General features: G+C 49.0%; 21 protein-coding genes. 12 read left to right on the top strand and 9 right to left on the bottom strand.

Going from position 1 to position 16,400, the window contains the following annotated elements; translation table 11 throughout:
- The first annotated feature begins 31 nt into the window (after positions 1–31).
- Both JSU04_18320 and JSU04_18315 read left to right on the top strand, forming a co-directional pair.
- Entirely contained in the window at positions 32–532 is a 501-nt protein-coding gene (locus JSU04_18320; protein ID MBS1972267.1) for a hypothetical protein, read from the top strand.
- Positions 529–1,014 carry a lytic polysaccharide monooxygenase gene (locus JSU04_18315; GenBank protein ID MBS1972266.1) on the top strand — a complete coding sequence of 162 codons (486 nt, stop codon included), beginning with the start codon at positions 529–531 and terminating at the stop codon, positions 1,012–1,014. The genes JSU04_18320 and JSU04_18315 overlap by 4 nt, the downstream gene beginning before the upstream one ends.
- Here JSU04_18315 and trxA read toward each other — a convergent pair.
- Complete coding sequence (gene trxA, locus JSU04_18310) at positions 1,011–1,364, bottom strand: thioredoxin (GenBank protein ID MBS1972265.1); 354 nt, start codon at positions 1,362–1,364, stop codon at positions 1,011–1,013. The two genes, JSU04_18315 and trxA, sit on opposite strands and share 4 nt — an antisense overlap.
- A 193-nt stretch (positions 1,365–1,557) precedes the next feature.
- On the opposite strand from trxA, the gene JSU04_18305 reads away from it, so the two are divergent.
- The 6 genes from JSU04_18305 to JSU04_18280 all read left to right on the top strand — a co-directional run bounded on the left by JSU04_18305 (position 1,558) and on the right by JSU04_18280 (position 5,384).
- On the top strand, positions 1,558–2,097 hold the full coding sequence (locus JSU04_18305; GenBank protein ID MBS1972264.1) for a DUF4142 domain-containing protein: 540 nt from the start codon (positions 1,558–1,560) through the stop codon (positions 2,095–2,097).
- A gap of 8 nt (positions 2,098–2,105) precedes the next feature.
- Positions 2,106–2,396: a hypothetical protein gene (locus tag JSU04_18300; protein MBS1972263.1), complete on the top strand. Its 291-nt coding sequence runs from the start codon at positions 2,106–2,108 to the stop codon at positions 2,394–2,396.
- A 49-nt stretch (positions 2,397–2,445) separates the two neighbouring features.
- The gene (locus JSU04_18295; protein MBS1972262.1) at positions 2,446–2,685 is read left to right on the top strand and encodes a hypothetical protein; all 240 of its coding nucleotides are present in this window, start codon (positions 2,446–2,448) and stop codon (positions 2,683–2,685) included.
- Positions 2,686–2,805: 120 nt separating this feature from the next.
- Entirely contained in the window at positions 2,806–3,309 is a 504-nt protein-coding gene (locus JSU04_18290) for a hypothetical protein (GenBank protein MBS1972261.1), read from the top strand.
- 55 nt (positions 3,310–3,364) lie between these two features.
- On the top strand, positions 3,365–4,150 hold the full coding sequence (gene proB, locus JSU04_18285) for a glutamate 5-kinase (GenBank protein ID MBS1972260.1): 786 nt from the start codon (positions 3,365–3,367) through the stop codon (positions 4,148–4,150).
- A complete protein-coding gene (locus JSU04_18280; protein ID MBS1972259.1) occupies positions 4,134–5,384 on the top strand; it encodes a glutamate-5-semialdehyde dehydrogenase in 1,251 nt (416 codons plus the stop codon). The genes proB and JSU04_18280 overlap by 17 nt, the downstream gene beginning before the upstream one ends.
- Here JSU04_18280 and JSU04_18275 read toward each other — a convergent pair.
- The 3 genes from JSU04_18275 to JSU04_18265 are packed head-to-tail and all read right to left on the bottom strand — an operon-like array spanning position 5,381 to position 7,797.
- On the bottom strand, positions 5,381–6,496 hold the full coding sequence (locus JSU04_18275; protein MBS1972258.1) for a hypothetical protein: 1,116 nt from the start codon (positions 6,494–6,496) through the stop codon (positions 5,381–5,383). The two genes, JSU04_18280 and JSU04_18275, sit on opposite strands and share 4 nt — an antisense overlap.
- Positions 6,487–7,044, bottom strand: a complete 558-nt coding sequence (locus JSU04_18270) for a YceI family protein (GenBank protein MBS1972257.1) — start codon at positions 7,042–7,044, stop codon at positions 6,487–6,489. The genes JSU04_18275 and JSU04_18270 overlap by 10 nt, the downstream gene beginning before the upstream one ends.
- Positions 7,045–7,047: 3 nt before the next feature.
- A complete protein-coding gene (locus tag JSU04_18265; protein ID MBS1972256.1) occupies positions 7,048–7,797 on the bottom strand; it encodes a hypothetical protein in 750 nt (249 codons plus the stop codon).
- 251 nt (positions 7,798–8,048) lie between these two features.
- Here JSU04_18265 and JSU04_18260 point away from each other — a divergent pair, with 251 nt between their 5' ends.
- Together JSU04_18260 and JSU04_18255 are read left to right on the top strand one after the other, a co-directional pair.
- Positions 8,049–8,555 (top strand): hypothetical protein, encoded by a 507-nt coding sequence (locus tag JSU04_18260; protein MBS1972255.1) that lies wholly within the window; start codon positions 8,049–8,051, stop codon positions 8,553–8,555.
- Between the two features lie 25 nt (positions 8,556–8,580).
- On the top strand, positions 8,581–9,006 hold the full coding sequence (locus JSU04_18255) for a hypothetical protein (GenBank protein ID MBS1972254.1): 426 nt from the start codon (positions 8,581–8,583) through the stop codon (positions 9,004–9,006).
- A gap of 399 nt (positions 9,007–9,405) precedes the next feature.
- Here JSU04_18255 and JSU04_18250 read toward each other — a convergent pair whose 3' ends face one another.
- The 3 genes from JSU04_18250 to JSU04_18240 are packed head-to-tail and all read right to left on the bottom strand — an operon-like array spanning position 9,406 to position 12,400.
- Positions 9,406–9,885 carry a MarR family transcriptional regulator gene (locus JSU04_18250; GenBank protein ID MBS1972253.1) on the bottom strand — a complete coding sequence of 160 codons (480 nt, stop codon included), beginning with the start codon at positions 9,883–9,885 and terminating at the stop codon, positions 9,406–9,408.
- The gene (locus JSU04_18245) at positions 9,885–11,450 is read right to left on the bottom strand and encodes a DHA2 family efflux MFS transporter permease subunit (protein MBS1972252.1); all 1,566 of its coding nucleotides are present in this window, start codon (positions 11,448–11,450) and stop codon (positions 9,885–9,887) included. Before JSU04_18245 ends, JSU04_18250 begins: the two co-directional genes overlap by 1 nt.
- Before the next feature lie 8 nt (positions 11,451–11,458).
- Positions 11,459–12,400 (bottom strand): HlyD family secretion protein, encoded by a 942-nt coding sequence (locus JSU04_18240; GenBank protein MBS1972251.1) that lies wholly within the window; start codon positions 12,398–12,400, stop codon positions 11,459–11,461.
- A 136-nt stretch (positions 12,401–12,536) separates the two neighbouring features.
- Between JSU04_18240 and JSU04_18235 the strand changes: the two genes are divergently transcribed.
- Positions 12,537–12,953, top strand: a complete 417-nt coding sequence (locus JSU04_18235; protein MBS1972250.1) for a hypothetical protein — start codon at positions 12,537–12,539, stop codon at positions 12,951–12,953.
- A 105-nt stretch (positions 12,954–13,058) separates the two neighbouring features.
- Positions 13,059–14,723, top strand: a complete 1,665-nt coding sequence (locus JSU04_18230; protein MBS1972249.1) for a hypothetical protein — start codon at positions 13,059–13,061, stop codon at positions 14,721–14,723.
- Between the two features lie 3 nt (positions 14,724–14,726).
- Here JSU04_18230 and JSU04_18225 read toward each other — a convergent pair whose 3' ends face one another.
- Entirely contained in the window at positions 14,727–15,893 is a 1,167-nt protein-coding gene (locus tag JSU04_18225) for an OmpA family protein (protein MBS1972248.1), read from the bottom strand.
- A 72-nt stretch (positions 15,894–15,965) separates the two neighbouring features.
- Positions 15,966–16,400: a DUF962 domain-containing protein gene (locus tag JSU04_18220; GenBank protein ID MBS1972247.1), complete on the bottom strand. Its 435-nt coding sequence runs from the start codon at positions 16,398–16,400 to the stop codon at positions 15,966–15,968.

Raw genomic sequence — 16,400 nt, 5'->3', positions numbered from 1 at the left:
CATTCTCAGTTATCATATATGTATGTTTCGGGTGGGGATTGTTACTTCTATTTTTATAGCGATTTCAGCCATCGCATTTAATAACTGCTCTTCGACGGGTTTTAACCTCGCCGAAAATGCCATCAACTCCGCAAGCTCTCTTTGCCGAACCAAAATCATCGCTTCCGCAAAAGCCGAAATTTTTAATGGCGGCGCTCTTTGTGAAAACGCCGCAAACTATGCCTGCGATCTGCGCCACTTCCGTAAAGGTGTCGGCACGGCCCGCTCGCAAGAAAAGACCTGCACCAATATCGCGGGCCTTGGCGAAACATGTGTGCCGGTTTCGGTTTACAACTTCGATACCAGTGCTCAACAGCAGACAGCTGATGCCAGTGAGCTTGTCGAAGGCGGAGCCTACAACCGCGACGAGGTCAGCTGTATCAATACTCAAATCATCAGCCAGCAAGTGCCTGTGGTCCAAGAAGAAGGCTCCACGGTGGCTGAAGCTCTCGAACGAAGTATCGCGAGCTGCCGTCAAAGGAGCCGCCAATGAAAATGATCATTCTGTCTTTGCTGTTGGTGAGCTCTGTGGCTGGTGCGCACTCTCGTTTGAAACCTTCCACTGGAATTAACACCCGCTCCACTGATCCTGGCGTGAAAACCGGTCCGTGCGGCGGTTATGCGAAAGTCACTCCCGCGGTTTTGACCAGCGGTCAAACTTTGACTGTGACTTGGGAAGAGACCATTCACCACCCTGGCCGCTTCGAGTTTTATTTCTCTCCCGCGGGCGAAGCAAACTTCCAATTGCTAAAGACTGTGGAAAATACTCAGAATGACAACAATGTGCCTCACCAATACAGCACAACAGTGACACTCCCAAATGTCACTTGTGATGGCTGTACATTTCAAATGATTCAAGTGATGACAGAAAATCCGGCGGCCCCAACGAATTACTATTCGTGCGCGGATATGCAGCTGAAAGCCGCAGGCACGGCGACACCGGCGCCAACAGCCACTCCTGTTGCGTGCCCTTAGTTATCGTTATCGGCACGAACCTTGGCCATGTCGACTTCTTTGGCCTTGGTAATAATTTGCTCTAGAATTTCTTCCGAGACCGAACCTGGCTGAAGCAGGATCAAATCCTGTTCTTTGATCACTGCAATCGTTGGAATCGAGCGAATCTCAAAAGCTGCCGCGAGCTCTTGCTCAATATCGGTATTCACCTTAACGAATTTTACATCGGGATGGCGAGCTGCCACCATTTCAAAGATCGGTCCGAAGCGCTTGCAGGGCCCACACCACTCCGCCCAGAAATCAAAAATAACAATTTGGTTTTTTTCGATCGTTTCTTGGATATTTTGGCGAGTAGCATCGATGACATTCATGGGGCACCTCTTAGTTCTCTATTATAGGCCTTGTTCTTAGCGAAATCAATGGAGCCTGTTCCTTGTCATGCCTCACAGAGAGGTTGAATCACAATGATAATCCTGATGTATTTCCGCAGCTTAACTCTGCAAAACTTGTCCCCAGCGGCAAAGCGAGCGAGCCTTCACATTCATCGAGATCAAGGGGGAAACAATGTTGAAACTATTCTTCTCTATGACTGCTTTTGTGTTCTTAGCAAGCAACGCTCACGCCGAGGTTCAGGCGATGCTGACTGACGGGCAAATCATCCAACTGATGCTGACAGCGGATCAATCACAAATCGATGCCGGCCTTGCCGCCCGCGATCAAAGCAGTAACTCCGATATTTCTGATTACTCCGAAGATTCCATTCTGGCATTTACAACCAACATGAATGAAGTCAATAAACTGCAAATCAGCAACGGCCTTAAACTAGAAGACAGTGAAGCCAACAAAGCTTTGAAAGATGAAACAGATAAAAGTCTGCAAGATCTGAAATCGCAAAAAGGGGTGACGTTCGATAAATCCTACGTCGACGGCCAAGTAGAAATGCTACAGAAATTCGTCGAGGCCATGGATCTGTCGCTCATTCCACAGGCGAAAAAAGTGGACCTCAAAAAGTTTCTTCAAGAATCCCGCAAGGCCCTCGAACAGCAGTTAAATAATGCCAAGGCTCTTCAGGCTGGACTTGTGAAAGCCTCTCCTCGGCGCTAGCATGAGGTATGCGGATTTCACGGCAGATTCTTGCCCTCATCACTTTGTTCTGTTTGTTCTTTGAGCTCTGTGAGCCATCGACGAACTTTATCCGCACCTCTCCGGTTTCCCAGCAGCAGCAACAAGATCACGACCATGGGCCGAGCCTTAAATCCATGGAGACCCATGCGGCGCAAATCGTCGTCAGTTTTCACTTCGAGTTCACTCCGGTTTACGACATTGTTTATTTCAGTCATATTCAAAGCATCGATTTAGACGAATACAGCAACTCCATATTTCAGCCTCCCAAAGCAGCCTAAGTACGAATTTCTATTCTGTATTTAGAATCACTATTGCTGAGGAGGATCTATGGCGAATCCCATCGTCATCTCTGGAAACTATCAAAATGGACAAATGTTTTTTAAAATGACTTTGCAAAACGGCGTAAAACACGGCCCGTTCTGCATCTATCACGAAAATGGTCAGATCATGATGGAGAGCTATTGGCAAAATGGCTGTCTCGAAGGCCCTACGATATTTCGAGACACACAAGGAAATATCGAGCAAGAGGCTCATTTTGCAGCGGGATTATTGCTGAAACCAAATTGAGATTTCTCAAGCAAAGACTGTTCAGTTCTTGAAAGTCCACTTCTGAAACTGCTCCGTCTCAATGAGACTAGGTTAAGACCTTTGTCGTGTCCTCCGAAAAGTATAGTAGCAGGAGAGAATATGACAAAACAGGCACAATCATTGATGATCGTTGTCGCGGTATTGGTTTCTAGCATTGGATGCGTTCAACTCACTCACCGCATGGGCCGGCCGAGTGTCACCGGCTTTGCTGACTCGCGCAAAGGCATTGCTGAGACTCAGTTCCGCTACAAAGTGGCGACCTTGAACTTAGACCGTTTTGTGCGGAAAGAACTCTTGGGCCCAGAGTCGCCACCGGATTACTACCTCCAGGCCTTCGATCAGCTACAAAAAATCGAAATCAAAGGCGTCACCGGTTTTCAGGAATTCAATCGCTTGCAGAGTATTCTGAACAGCTATCATTCCCAGCGCCTGGCCCTCGGGATGAAAGCCCGCCAAAAAACACCTTTGCAGATGCACCGCTTTTTAGCGGGCCTGAAACTCCACGAAGATCAAGTCGCCGAACTCCAATCGGAGTGCTTTTCTCTGTTGCAGCAAAAGCAAGACCATCAAGTTGCTTTTTTGTTTGCGACCGACTCACCCTAAGTTTTAAACTTTGAGGGTGACGTCGGGCTTTTCTGAGCCCGCAGGAAAGGCAGTTATGGCAAAGACCCGCCGTTGGGTGATTAAAGCTGGTAGTAAAATGGTTTGCGACGGGGGGCCTCTTCTGATGCGCGCATGGATGCAGCAAGTGGCCATGCTGCGCAAACGCTATGGTGTTGAAGTGATCTGGGTTACTTCTGGTGCCATTGCCTGGGCCGTGGCTCGCACAGAGTTTCATAAAGCCAAACGCACTCTTCCACAAAAACAGGCCTTGAGCGCCATCGGTCAACCACTGGTGATGGATCAGTATAACTTGGCCCTGCAATCAGCGAATCTTTTAGGCTCGCAAGTTCTGCTCACCGCAGGCGATATGAAAGATCCGGTTCGCAGCAAGAACTTGCAAAATACTTTGACCGAGCTTTTGAGATGGAAAGTGATTCCTATCTTGAACGAGAATGATGCCGTCGCAACTGAAGAGATTAAGTTCGGTGATAATGACTCACTCGCCTCAAAAGTGGCGATCATGATGAAGGCCGAACGTTTGGTTTTGATGACGGACGTGGATGGCCTTTTTGACTCGGATCCGAATAAGAATCCAAAAGCAGAGCTGATTCCTTATCGCAAGAAAATCACGAAGGCAGAATTCGGTCTTGCCGACCGCAAAGCGATTTCAAAAGTCGGTACGGGCGGCATGTATTCCAAACTTCTCGCGGCCGATGCTGCGAACAAAGCAAACATCACGACACACCTTGTGCGTGGAGATGCGCCAAACAACTTGCTGCAAATTGCCACAGGCATTGCCGTCGGCACACAATTCGGAGGCCGTCATGAACTCGCAAAATGAGGAAATGCTTAAAGGCCTTCGCGCCGCCGCGCGCACTCAGCGCAAACTCAGCTCGGCGGAAAAGAATAAAGCCCTTCTGAAAATTGCCGAGAACCTTGGGAAGCATTCCAGCGACATTATCACCGCAAATAAAAAAGATCTGCAGGCATTGCCAGCAGATACAGCGGCGGCTTTCCGTGACCGCCTGACTCTGACAACAGAGCGTATTGACGGGATGATCGAAAGCTTGAAACAGGTCGCAGCCCTTCCCGACCCTGTCGGTGAAGTGATCGATAGTCAGATTTTAAAGAACGGTTTAAAGCTCAATAAAATCCGCGCGCCTCTCGGCGTGATATTCATGATCTTTGAATCGCGTCCGAATGTGATCCTCGAAGCTTTTTCCCTGGCATTTAAATCCGGCAATGTGATCCTGCTTCGTGGTGGATCGGAATCCCGCCACAGCAGCGAAGCCATTTACAAGCTGATGCGCGATAGCCTGCAAGGCTTTGCCAACATGCCCTTTCACGGTCTTGAAGATTACGATCGCGGCCTGATCGAAGAACTTCTGAAACGCAAAGACATGATCGATATCGTGGTTCCCCGTGGCGGCGACAAGCTCATCGACTTTGTTCAGCGCACGGCCCTCATGCCGATTATCAAGAACGACCGCGGCCTCTGTCACACTTACGTTGAAGAAGACGCGGATCTTGAAATGGCCGTAAAAATCGTAACGAACGCCAAAACTCAACGCCCGGGCGTGTGCAACGCGCTTGAAACAGTCCTAGTTCACGAGAAGGTCGCAGCGAAGTTCTTGCCGATGCTTTACAAAGCGACCGAACCAAAACATCTGCAATGGCACGTGGACGAAGCCTCGCTGGGAATTTTAAAGGGCGAGGGCCGCGTAACTCCGGCAAAAACGGCCGACTGGGATACAGAGTATCTGGATCTGATCATGAACTGCAAAGTGGTGAAGAATCTCGATGAGGCTCTCGCACATATTGATCAGCATGGCTCAAAACATTCTGAAGCCATCGTGACAAAATCCGAAGCCAAGGCCCGTCTCTTCCAACAAGAGATCGACGCCGCCGCAGTTTACTGGAATGCCTCAACGCGCTTTACAGACGGCTTCGAATTCGGCCTAGGCGGCGAGCTCGGCATCAGCACGCAGAAGCTCCACGTCCGCGGCCCCGTAGGCCTGCGTGAGCTCACAAGCCCGCGCTGGCTCATCGACGGCACCGGCCAAACCCGCGGCTAAAAGTAATAATGCCCCAACAACCACGAAACGGTGTTGTAAGCATTGATTTCAGCAACTTCGCTGTAATCGACTTCGGCCATCAATTCAAAGTGCGGGCGCGGATACCACAACACTCCTAAGCCCGTGCTATTCACACGCGTCCGAAGCTGCGTGAAATCCAAGTACGAAAACTGATGCAATAAATAAGAATGGAAACCCTTGGTCCATTCGTACTGAAGGCGGCTGTAAGTCACAGCCCCTTTCTGCGAGCTCTTCGTCGGACTCTCGGTGACCTTTTCCTGGTAATCGTATTCACCAAGGAAAATCCACTTCGCATTGAAAGCCCAAAGAATCTGCGGGCCCAAAAGGTACCTATGAGTTTTCGCAGTATCGTTCTTTAAATACGCAAAACTTCCCATCAGCTTATGGGTATCACCCAAGTTGTAAGCCATTTGGAAAGAGGCTCCGCTCTCAAGATCCACATTGCGGTTGTCTTTGCGGCCGAAGCTCAAAGCGCCGATGAAATTCCATTGCTCACCAATCGTGCCGGCGTCGATGTTATAAGTTTCTTGGCCTTGGTCAAAACCCAGGTTGCGTTTGATGAAGGACGTGTGATCCGGAATATTCAGACCATAGGGTAAAAGGTATTTCCCTGCACGGGTGTAAGATTCCTCGGTTGGGTTGTACATCGCATAGTAAGTATGAGCAACAAACTCGCCCTTTCCTGGTGCCCCATCCGGTCCACCTTGCACCCCTAAGCTTTGCACGTACCAGAACTTACCGAAATTCAGACCGAAGTCGAAATCCGTCTGCATCGGAAAAGCCGAGGTCGCCGTGGCCTGCGCATTGTCGACATAAGTTTGAATCAATCGGATATCACCGCCGATTTTAAGCCACGCCGGAGGCTCCGGCAAAAAACCGTGACCTGGAAGCTCTTCTTTTGGAGCCGCCCAAGTACTGAGTGCCTCCGAGGAAATAGAGCGGCCATAATCTGTCAGAAGGCGCCCTCCATTCGGAGCCACGTGACAGGCTGTACAGTTCACATACCCCAAGCGAATCATTTCTGGAAAAGCATTGGCCGATGCCGCAGCAAGTATGATCAATAACCAAAAAACTACGCGAACTACTTGCATGTCCAGTCAAGCTCCACGGTGTTTTCAACTTTGTCAGCCACTTTAATTCCGAGGTAAACCGGAATCTCGATACCGTAATCACTGATATTAGAATCAAAATGTACTTTGCTATTACCCGTGCCCGCTTTTGAAGTCAGATCGAAATCACCTTTCACTGGTTTTTCAACGCCGTGAAGTTTGAGAGTTCCTTCAAACGGAACTTTCTCGGTCTTGATGTCTTCTTTGCAAGGATCTTGCGCTAAAGTCACCGGCTTCAAATCAAGCTCTGCGTTTTTGAATTTACCCGTCTCGAGGTATTTTTCTTTCATGTGATTGTCGCGAAGATCAATGCCCGTGTTCAAAGAATCCAAGTTGAAGGTCAATTTGCCTGTGACGGTTTTATCTTTCACCTGTAATTCGCTTTTGAGGTCATCACCTTTACCACGAATTTTGATCGCGCTCGGTTTACCAACAGCGAGGAACTCCACATGACCTTTTGTGGTTTGCACAGTCGCCGCTTGAGCGCCGGCAAATCCAAGAAGTGTCATTACTGCCAATACTGTTTTCATAGCTTAGTCCTTTGCTCCGTTAAGAATCCAAATTCGAATCGCTTCTTTTTCTTGCTCTGACAATGTCATGCCTGTTTTCGCAGGCGGCATTGTTTTCTTATCCTGGCGAGTGATCGCGATGTAAATGTCACTCTCTTCAGGTTTGCCAGCTTTGACCAGCAGATTCGCCTCGTCAATGACGTAAGCACGATCTGTCAGCGGATAGTCCTCCGCCTTTTCACCGGCCTGATGGCACTTGACACATTTCGGTTCAAGAATGTTTTTAGAAATCGAATCCCACGTCGGATCAACAATCACCGGATTCACAACCGGCGTCGGTGTAACCACAGGAGTTGGCGTCACAACTGGTGTTGGCTCAACAACGGGAGTAGGAGTTGGTACAGGCTCTGAAGCTGCGTCTTTCGGTGCACCGGCATCAATCCACAGTTTCAGAACGTTTTGCTCGAATGCTCCCAAAGGACCGCCTGCGCGGCGCGGAGGCATTGATTTTTCAACAAGTGCATCGTTCTCAACATCTGTGAGATGCGCGATCACGTTCTCGTAAGTTTCAAGATTAACGTCGCCCTTGTTACCGCCGGCAGAACTATGGCAGCGGACACATTTCGGCTGAAAGACTTTCGCATTCACGAAAGCATAATCAATCGCCGCCGGAATGACAGTGCTGCCATCTTCCGTTGGTTGGAGTTTCGACTTATAGGAGTTGCAGCCTGCCATGGTAAGCGCTGCGAACAGGATCAGAATTAACGGTCGCATGGACCCTCCCCGCTCAAAGGCTGAGCATTTATACATAAAGGATCTTGCCAGTGTCATTTGGATTCTTCCACAAAGGTCCCCTTAGAAAAAATGACGGGATTTGAGGGGCTCTAGATTCCTCTTTCTTAATATAAAAAATATAAGATTTTCCACCGCTTGCAATTAGCTTTCATTTGACCGAACCCGCCGCTAAAACCAATGACATTCCTCGGGTCCTTGACTACTTAAAAACCACTTTAGGGGGGATTCCTATGACGAAACTCAGTCTCATCATCGCGGGCTTCATTTTCATGCCGTTGGTCTCTACGGCCGATGTCGCTTGTCCGTTGGGAGCCAAAGAGGATCACCTCACCATCAACCGTGTGATGAGAAACTTCGGTCGTTTCATCATGTATGCTGACGGTGTTTGCGTGAAGGCACAAAACCCTTGGGAAAAAGATCACATCACAGATCAAGAAATCACAGAAGCCATCGGCAAAATGGATCTCGTCGTCGCCTGTGCTGAAGCAGTCTTGAAAGACCCGACAGGCGATGTCCTTCCGGGCAAACTTTTGTTAATGAAAGATGAAAAAGAAAAAGCGGAACTCGTTGATGACTACGTTTATTTTATGACGGACTTCAAAGACGCCGTGATCGAGTACCGCGAGTTGTTCAAAAAGCTGCTCACGCAGAAAGCTGCGGACAGAAACTATGACGAAGTCAATACGAAGCGCCAAGAAGTGGATGCTCTCGTTGAGCGCGCTCACAAGAAATTATAATCAAAATCATTAGGAGATTTAGACTATGCGTAAGTTTTTTGCTCTCACATTGATGACACTGACTATGGTAACGACTGCTGCTTTCGCACAAGATGCTGGGCCAGCAGCTGGCAGCCTAAAACACAACATGAAAGAAGCGGGCACTCTCTTCAAGGCGATCGGCGCAACAATCGCCGACACGACAAAGAACGCGGACAACGCACAACGTGCGGGCCAAATGGCGGATTTGTTCAAACTCGCTTTGAACCAAACTCCGGACCATCTCAGCGAAATCCCAGAAGCTCAGCGCGCAGAAGCTTTGAAAGGTTACCAAGAAATGATCCAAAAAGTGATCGACCACTCCCTGGCGTTGCAACAAGCTTTTTTGAACAACGACAACGCAACAGCAGCGACAATCTACAAAGAAATGAAAGAGCTCAAGTCCGACGGCCACGATCAGTACGATCCGTAGTCTTAGACTTAGACTAAAGCGAAAAAGCGAAGCCCACAAAGCTTCGCTTTTTTTATGCCTGCGGGGGGCTGGCGTCGGAGTCTGTACTGGCTCCGCAGTTCTTCCTACATCCTGATAATCGAGGCGTCTGCCTCGAGCTCCGCTTCCTGCCGGCCGTCCAGGCCGTCAGGTTCCCGTACATTAGGACCCTTTAGAGCGAATCGTCTATAAGACGACCCGGTCGTATAATAGACCATTTGATGGAAAGACTCTTTGCAATCAAGCCTTCAATTCGAGTACTTGCCTTTAAGGCTTCATTCCCTCCTGAGCACGATGCTCAGGAGGCCCCGTTCTCATGGACGGATGGCCGTCGTGCTATCCTCGACTGGGCGAACGTGCTCAGAAAGGGGCGCAAACCACCTACCGAGACTGCAATTCCGCCATCGCCTTACGGAGCATCCCTCGGAAAGCCTTCATCTCATCCCCCTGAAAGCCGGAAAAGATTTTGTGATCGAGAGCTTCGAACTCCTCAACATGGCGTTCGTAGAATCGCTCGCCTTTGGCAGTAATCGAAACTAAGTGGGAACGTTTATCCTCAGGATTATCGCGCTTCTTCAGATATTCCAAATCCAGCAGAGCCTGCACCACGCCCACCATCGTCGCGCGGTCGATCCACAAAGCATTGCAGATCTGCTGCTGGGTCATTGCTCCCTCGCGTGCGAGGACGCGCAGAACGAGGAAATGGCGAGCCTTCACCGGGTCATCGCCGAAGAACTCTTCGAAGGTTTCTTGGACGTATTGGGCGAGCTTGTAGACCATGAAGCCTGAATAGCTCATAGCACTTTCCGAGGGTTGACCGCGGTACATGCTACAGGTTTTTTTAACAGGCTCTTTGGACATTAATGGGCTCCTTCTGCTCCGGCGCCACCGGCACCGACCTTGTCACACAACAAAATTAAAACAGAGCTGAGGGCTAAGGCAACTGCTACAAATAAAAAACAATCGTTAAAGCTCATAACATTTGCCTGCTTTCGAACAGTCACGTCCAAAGCAGCGATCGCCTTCTGGCTCGCAGTGGCCGCATCGAAGCCCTTTGACACGAACAACGCCTTCATCATCGCCAAGCGCTCTTGGGTTTCGTGCGAATAGATCGTAACCCCTTCGACAAGTTTCGCTGAATGAAACTTCTCTCGCAGACTCATGAGTGTTCCCAAAATCGCAATCCCCACCGAACCACCCAAGTTACGGAGCATATTGAATAAGCCCGATGCCGAGCCTGCCTGCTCACGCTTGATCAGACCGTTGGTGATGGTCGAAAGCGGGACCATCAACAGCGGCTGCCCCATGGCGCGCACGATCTGTGACCACATCAGCTGATCATAACCAAATTGGGCTGTCATATGACTATTCATAAAACAGCTAATACCAAAGATGTTGATTCCCGCAAAAGCCAGCCAACGGCCGTCAAAGCGCGCGAGCAACTTCGGCACAAACGGAATGATAAAGAGCTGAGGTAAACCCGCCCACATCATGGTCTTTCCGATATCCACCGAGTTGTACCCTTGAATCGTCGACAAGTACAAAGGCAGCAAGTAAAGAGCGCCGTACATCGCGAGACCCACGACGAAATTCACCAAGCAACCAAACCCGAAGTTCTTTTGCCTGAGCAGACGCAAATTGATAAACGGATTCTTGATCGTCATTTCGATAATCAAGAAAGCGACAATAAAAATCACCGACAAGAACGCCAAGATCACTATGGTTGAATCGTTGAACCAGTCCTTGCGCTCCCCTTCTTCTAAGAAGATCGTCAGCGACGACAGACCGATCGTCATCGTCAAAATCCCCCAGCGATCGAGGGTCTTAAACAGATGCAAATTCTTTGGCTCTTTATCGATGCCGTAAAAGATCGCCGCCATCAGGAAAATCCCCGGCAGCAAGTTCATATAGAACACCACAGACCAGTGGAAAGCTTGTGTCAGATAACCACCCACAGTCGGGCCGATGGCTGGCGCAAATGTCGCTGTCACCGCAAACAACGCCATCCCCACCGTGCGTTTTGACGGCGGCATCGACAAGATCACTTGGAACGCGAGCGGAATCAGCGCTCCCCCCGTCACCCCTTGCAGAGCGCGGAAGATAATCATGCTTTCTAAGTTCCACGAAAGCGCGCAGCACACAGAGAACACCAAAAACAAAGCAGAGGTCCACGTTAAGTAAGTACGGAGTGAAAACACCCGGGTCAGCCAACCGCTGATCGGAATGATCACAATCTCGGCGACAAGATACGCAGTTGAAATCCACGAGGCTTCTTCGATGGTGGCTCCAAGACCGCCGGTGATTTCTTTAATGGAAGCATTGGTAATCTGAATATCGAGGACCGCCATGAAGGCGCCGAGAATGGCGCCAAACACCGCCACCCAAGCGCGAAAGGTCATCTGCTGTTCTTGATGTTTGGTTTCCATAGAAACCTCTACCAGGTTTTAACTGTGACTTCGGTGGACATCCCTGAAACAAGACGGTCTTCGCATCCTTTCAAAGACTCTTTATCGATCACGATCTTCACCGGAATCCGCTGAACGATTTTCGTGAAATTACCGGTCGCATTGTCAGGAGGCAAAAGAGAGAATGTGGAGCCCGAGCCCGGCGCAATACTCTCGACGTGGCCTTCGAACTCATGACCCGAGATCGCGTCGACTTTGATTTCCACTTTTTGACCAGGACGGATGTGCGCGATCTGGCTTTCTTTAAAGTTGGCCTCAATCCAAGGCTCCGGCTCAACCAGCGCCATCAATGCCTGGCCGCCTTGAATAAGTTCTCCAGTTTCCACACTTCGTTTACCGATCTTGCCGTCTTCTGACGCGCGGATCGAAGTGTATTCCAATTGCAGCTGAGCTTTTTGCAACTCGGCCTCGGCAACAAGGGCCGCGGCTTCGTATTGGTCAAAAACCGGGCGCTCGGTCGGACTCAAGTTTCCGTAACCTTGGAAACGACCGATGTCCTTGTGGGTTTTACTGTAGTTTGCCTGAGCGGCTTTCACCTGAACCTCGTAGTCACGAGGATCGAGCTTTACAAGGATGTCGCCCTTCTTGACCAATTGGTTGTCGTTCACAAGGATTTCTTGCACGGTGCCAGTGATGCGAGAACTCACCACGTGGACATGGGACTTCACGAAGGAGTCATCGGTGCTTTCCGTCCAAAACATATGGTAGGCGCCGCGAGCGAGCAGCAAAATAAAGAGAACGCTCCCAACCTGGATCAAGCGTTTCTGTTTCGGCGTCGGATTGAACTTACCCAACGGGCTATTTAGCAGCTTTTGCCCGAGGGGGCTGTTTTTAACTTTCTGCAACAAGGAGTTTTGACGAATGAAGGCGAAGGGACTTAGGAAAGTGGAATTAGTGAGAACAGCTTTCACAGGAAACCTCTGGATGAATATTGTTTGTTATACAAACAATCTCGCAAAAGTTCAATCTGTAATAATTACGCGACGCTTTTAGGCTTTAAACTCCCGCTAAATGATTCTAGCCTTATCGCACATCAAGGAGAACCCTATGAAGACTATCTTTTCAGCTCTGACATTGGCTTTGGCTCTAACTGCTGTCACAACAGCTCATGCTTCCGACAGAAAGATCGGCAACGTGATCGCGGTTGAGCGCACGATCGACGACGTTTACCAATCATGTGTTGATCAATTGAAAGACGTTAAGGGCGATGGCTCTTTTGCTTCATGCAAATTCGACGCTAAAAAAACCAACGCCGATTTCACTCAAGGCACGCAAAGAGTTCTGACTCTTTGGAAAGACGGCTGCGAAGTGGAAGGTTCTGCAATGAACGGAACAGTACTTGTGACTTTCCAAGCTACTGGCGCAAAAGCGACTCTAGACGATTCTAAAGCTTGCTTACGTAAAGCAATCGATGGCAACCAAACCAAAGACAGCTTCAAGTTCATCGTTTACACAGTTGAGTAAATTGACGGAGTCAGACCTAGGTCTATAACCGCTCTGTCACGGCAGAGACGTTTAGCCTGAAAGCCCGGCACAGCTTATCCTAAAAACCTCACGGAGGATTTCAGGATGAAGCTTTTTGTGACCGGGCTTTTGTTTTTTTCGAGCCTTCAATCTCACGCACTCACTCCCGACTGGAGTGAGAAAGCGGCCCCTCAAGGACCCAACCCTTATCAAATTTCAACAAATGATTTTACACCGGTTCGCGATGCGGGAAAAATTCACGCGCAAATTTATCCTGTCGGCATCACCGGGATTCTTCCACCCTACGAACCGATTCGCCATCTCATTGAAGACAAATCTCCGAATCCGCTCCGCGAGTTTCTGAATACACTTTTCCGCTCCGCTTCCGGTTACGAGTCTATGGATGATTTTTTGAAAGATCTCGGTTTGCATGAATATCCAAAAGCATCCGACCAAGGAGTTTACTCTGTTCCCTACCCGGATGGCATCCGACCTGATTACCGCATGGGTTTTGGAGCTATCGACAGTTCCATGGGCGTCGGTTTTAGCTTTAGCTGCGCCGCCTGCCACTCTTCAAATCTTTTTGGCAAAACCGTTTTGGGCCTGACCAACCGCTTTCCGAAAGCCAATGAGTTTTTCATTAAAGCAAAGAGCGCCTCTGAATTGATTCAACCGACGTTCTTCAAACTCTACACAGGGGCCACCAGTGGTGAGACGGAGATGATCAAGATCTTCAAGAAGAATATGCACTCTGTCGGCCTCAAGCAGCCGCTGGCTCTGGGCTTAGATACGTCGCTTGCGCAAGTCAGTCTGTCGCTCAATCACCGCAATCCCGATGCATACGCATCCTTTAGCGATCGCTTCGCCAATAATCCCCGCCCTGATGCTATTTTAGACCGCAATCCGGCAGATTCAAAACCTGCGGTGTGGTGGAATGTGAAATACAAAAACCGCTGGCTCTCGGATGGCTCGGTGGTGAGTGGCAATCCGATTTTTACAAATCTTTTGTGGAATGAAATCGGCCGCGGAACTGATCTTGTGCAACTCGAATCTTGGTTACAGCAGAATGAGAAAACAGTTCAAGAAATCACAACTGCTGTGTTCTCATCAGAAGCCCCTCGTTATACGGACTTCTTCCCCGCGAGCAAAATCGATTTGTCTTTAGCAAAACAAGGTGAGCAGATTTTTAACAATACCTGTGCCCGCTGCCACGGAAATTATGACAAAGCCTGGAGCCTGCCGAACGCGGATCAGCTTTCACCGGAAGAAAAGCTTCGCACTGTGAACGTGCGCTATAAAGCACAAACGCAGGTCAAAGATGTCGGCACAGATCCTTACCGCTATCGCGGCATGAAGTCGCTCGAGCAACTCAATAATCTCGCGATTTCTAAAAAGAACGGCATTTTGATTCGCGCGCAACAAGGCTACGTGCCACCACCTCTCGTCGGGATCTGGGCCCGCTGGCCGTACTTCCACAATAACTCTGTCCCAAGTCTGTGTGCCGTTCTGACGGCGGCGAAGGATCGTCCAAAGTTTTATTACTCCGGCGAAGCTCAGGATCAGGAAAAAGATTTTGATTCTGAATGCAATGGCTACCCGCTGGGCAATGCAACTCCGGACGCGTGGAAAACTTCAGAGCACCTGTATGACACGCGCAAAGCCGGAATGGGAAATATGGGACATGATGAGGACATCTTCCTCGAGAATGGCAAAGAGCTCCTTCTGCCGGAGCAGAAAAGAGCTCTTATCCAGTTTCTGCAGACTTTGTAAGATCTAGAGTCCGTTCAAGAGATCTTGCAAAGCTGTTTGGTCTTTCACTCCGTGGAACTTCAAGTCCACACGACGATTTTGTTGCATATCTTCTGGCAACAATGATTTGTAAAGAGGATTTTCCGCGCCCTTCCAGCTGGTTTGAATTTTACTAGCTGGCAAGCCGCCGGCTTCCAAAGTTTTAGCTACTTCTTTAGCTCTGTCTCTGGAAACTTTCATATTTACTGCTCTACCACCTGTTTGGTCGGCAAAACCGATGACCTCCACTTTATCAAAAAGATCCGATCTGTCTTTCAAAGCAGCACCTACTTTTTGTACAAACTCTTCATTGGTTCCTTGGAAGGAAGCATGGCCTGTATCAAACTGCATGCGCGCATCGTTTCTGAAAGTGATCGCATTGTTTGCTGGATCCGTTTCAATCACACGACGAGAGTTCGCAACAGTCGCACCTGCAGCGGCAGCAGCGGCCTCTTGACCCGTGAGATCGGATCTCATGCTATCACTACTTGTCGTCGCAGCGACATCGCTTGCAGGCATTTCTGCTTCAGTCACTTCTGGCGCTTTCTGTTCGGAACCAAAGCCCCATTGCAGATCCAAAGAAACCGTATTGATGGTCGCATTTGGAATGCTCAAGTCAGTGAGGGCCTTAATACCCACACGGAACATATTAGAGCCCTTCACTGGGAACTCTTTTAAGAGTTGCAGACCACCAAAGCTTGTCCACGTAGGGTCCGTAGATCCCATACGGTTACCGCCGCCGATATACGCATCGACAATAGGACCGATTTGCCAACGGCTTGTTGAGTTGTATCTCCATGCCGTCTCAGCAATACCACCCGAAATGAAGTTATCTTGTGTATCTGATTTTTGCGTAAAACTGTTTGCCATGAAACCAAGACCGAAATCGAAGACACTGTGTCTGCCTTCACTAAAATAAGAACCTAAAAGTTTTAAATCTCCCGGAACACCTTCCGTCTTCAAAGTATCGTCAGGTGACATGTAACCACCCGCTAAGCCGATAAAGGGGAACCAGCCAACGGGGTCATTCACATTCATATGTGTTGGTTTTGGTGCCGCCATTTTTGAGGTCTGAGATTCATCCTGTGCCATCGCTATCGAAGCTATCAAACTCACAATCGTGAGCGAAGCTGCCATCGTTTTTTTGACCATAAAGCCTCCCTTTGGAATGGCTTTATTTATAACCAAGACCTGTGGAGGCGCCGTGAGGAAGTTGTGAAAATATTAAGATTTACTTTTAAATACAAAAGAAAAAACCCAGAGCGGACCGATGAACAAAAACTGCAGATCTTCGAAAAATGATGGCTTCTTACCTTCAATCTTATGTCCAATGAATTGGCCGATCCATGCAATAACGAAAATAGCCAGATTTGGCCAGAAAACAGTTCCGGCGTGCTCACTCCAAAGCGTGAGTATGACAAAAGACACTGCCAATTGAAAGAGCATCAACAAAGAGGCCTTCACACCCAAGCGGACATAGAACATCATTCCTAAAATCGCGAAAACGTACGACAGCCGTAAGTCCATCACCTTCCAATCCCAAAGCATTCCGAGCACACTAAAAAATATTAGCGGCACACAGATCTTATGAAAAATCTGATTGGTTCTATTTTGGTGACTGACGGCGTACTGATCGAGCCATTGTTCGAGTGTCTTCAT

This window comes from Bdellovibrionales bacterium (genome assembly GCA_018266295.1).
Classification (GTDB): Bacteria; Bdellovibrionota; Bdellovibrionia; order Bdellovibrionales; family Bdellovibrionaceae; genus JACMRP01.
This window is presented reverse-complemented; position numbering and strand designations above follow the sequence as displayed.

Excerpts from the sequence above, each read along its gene's own strand:
- JSU04_18315 (MBS1972266.1), top strand. The coding sequence starts at position 529 with ATGAAAATGATCATTCTGTCTTTGCTGTTGGTGAGCTCTGTGGCTGGT.
- trxA (MBS1972265.1), bottom strand. The coding sequence starts at position 1,364 with ATGAATGTCATCGATGCTACTCGCCAAAATATCCAAGAAACGATCGAA.
- JSU04_18305 (MBS1972264.1), top strand. The coding sequence starts at position 1,558 with ATGTTGAAACTATTCTTCTCTATGACTGCTTTTGTGTTCTTAGCAAGC.
- JSU04_18300 (MBS1972263.1), top strand. The coding sequence starts at position 2,106 with ATGCGGATTTCACGGCAGATTCTTGCCCTCATCACTTTGTTCTGTTTG.
- JSU04_18295 (MBS1972262.1), top strand. The coding sequence starts at position 2,446 with ATGGCGAATCCCATCGTCATCTCTGGAAACTATCAAAATGGACAAATG.
- JSU04_18290 (MBS1972261.1), top strand. The coding sequence starts at position 2,806 with ATGACAAAACAGGCACAATCATTGATGATCGTTGTCGCGGTATTGGTT.
- proB (MBS1972260.1), top strand. The coding sequence starts at position 3,365 with ATGGCAAAGACCCGCCGTTGGGTGATTAAAGCTGGTAGTAAAATGGTT.
- JSU04_18280 (MBS1972259.1), top strand. The coding sequence starts at position 4,134 with ATGAACTCGCAAAATGAGGAAATGCTTAAAGGCCTTCGCGCCGCCGCG.
- JSU04_18275 (MBS1972258.1), bottom strand. The coding sequence starts at position 6,496 with ATGCAAGTAGTTCGCGTAGTTTTTTGGTTATTGATCATACTTGCTGCG.
- JSU04_18270 (MBS1972257.1), bottom strand. The coding sequence starts at position 7,044 with ATGAAAACAGTATTGGCAGTAATGACACTTCTTGGATTTGCCGGCGCT.
- JSU04_18265 (MBS1972256.1), bottom strand. The coding sequence starts at position 7,797 with ATGCGACCGTTAATTCTGATCCTGTTCGCAGCGCTTACCATGGCAGGC.
- JSU04_18260 (MBS1972255.1), top strand. The coding sequence starts at position 8,049 with ATGACGAAACTCAGTCTCATCATCGCGGGCTTCATTTTCATGCCGTTG.
- JSU04_18255 (MBS1972254.1), top strand. The coding sequence starts at position 8,581 with ATGCGTAAGTTTTTTGCTCTCACATTGATGACACTGACTATGGTAACG.
- JSU04_18250 (MBS1972253.1), bottom strand. The coding sequence starts at position 9,885 with ATGTCCAAAGAGCCTGTTAAAAAAACCTGTAGCATGTACCGCGGTCAA.
- JSU04_18245 (MBS1972252.1), bottom strand. The coding sequence starts at position 11,450 with ATGGAAACCAAACATCAAGAACAGCAGATGACCTTTCGCGCTTGGGTG.
- JSU04_18235 (MBS1972250.1), top strand. The coding sequence starts at position 12,537 with ATGAAGACTATCTTTTCAGCTCTGACATTGGCTTTGGCTCTAACTGCT.
- JSU04_18230 (MBS1972249.1), top strand. The coding sequence starts at position 13,059 with ATGAAGCTTTTTGTGACCGGGCTTTTGTTTTTTTCGAGCCTTCAATCT.
- JSU04_18225 (MBS1972248.1), bottom strand. The coding sequence starts at position 15,893 with ATGGTCAAAAAAACGATGGCAGCTTCGCTCACGATTGTGAGTTTGATA.
- JSU04_18220 (MBS1972247.1), bottom strand. The coding sequence starts at position 16,400 with ATGAAGACACTCGAACAATGGCTCGATCAGTACGCCGTCAGTCACCAA.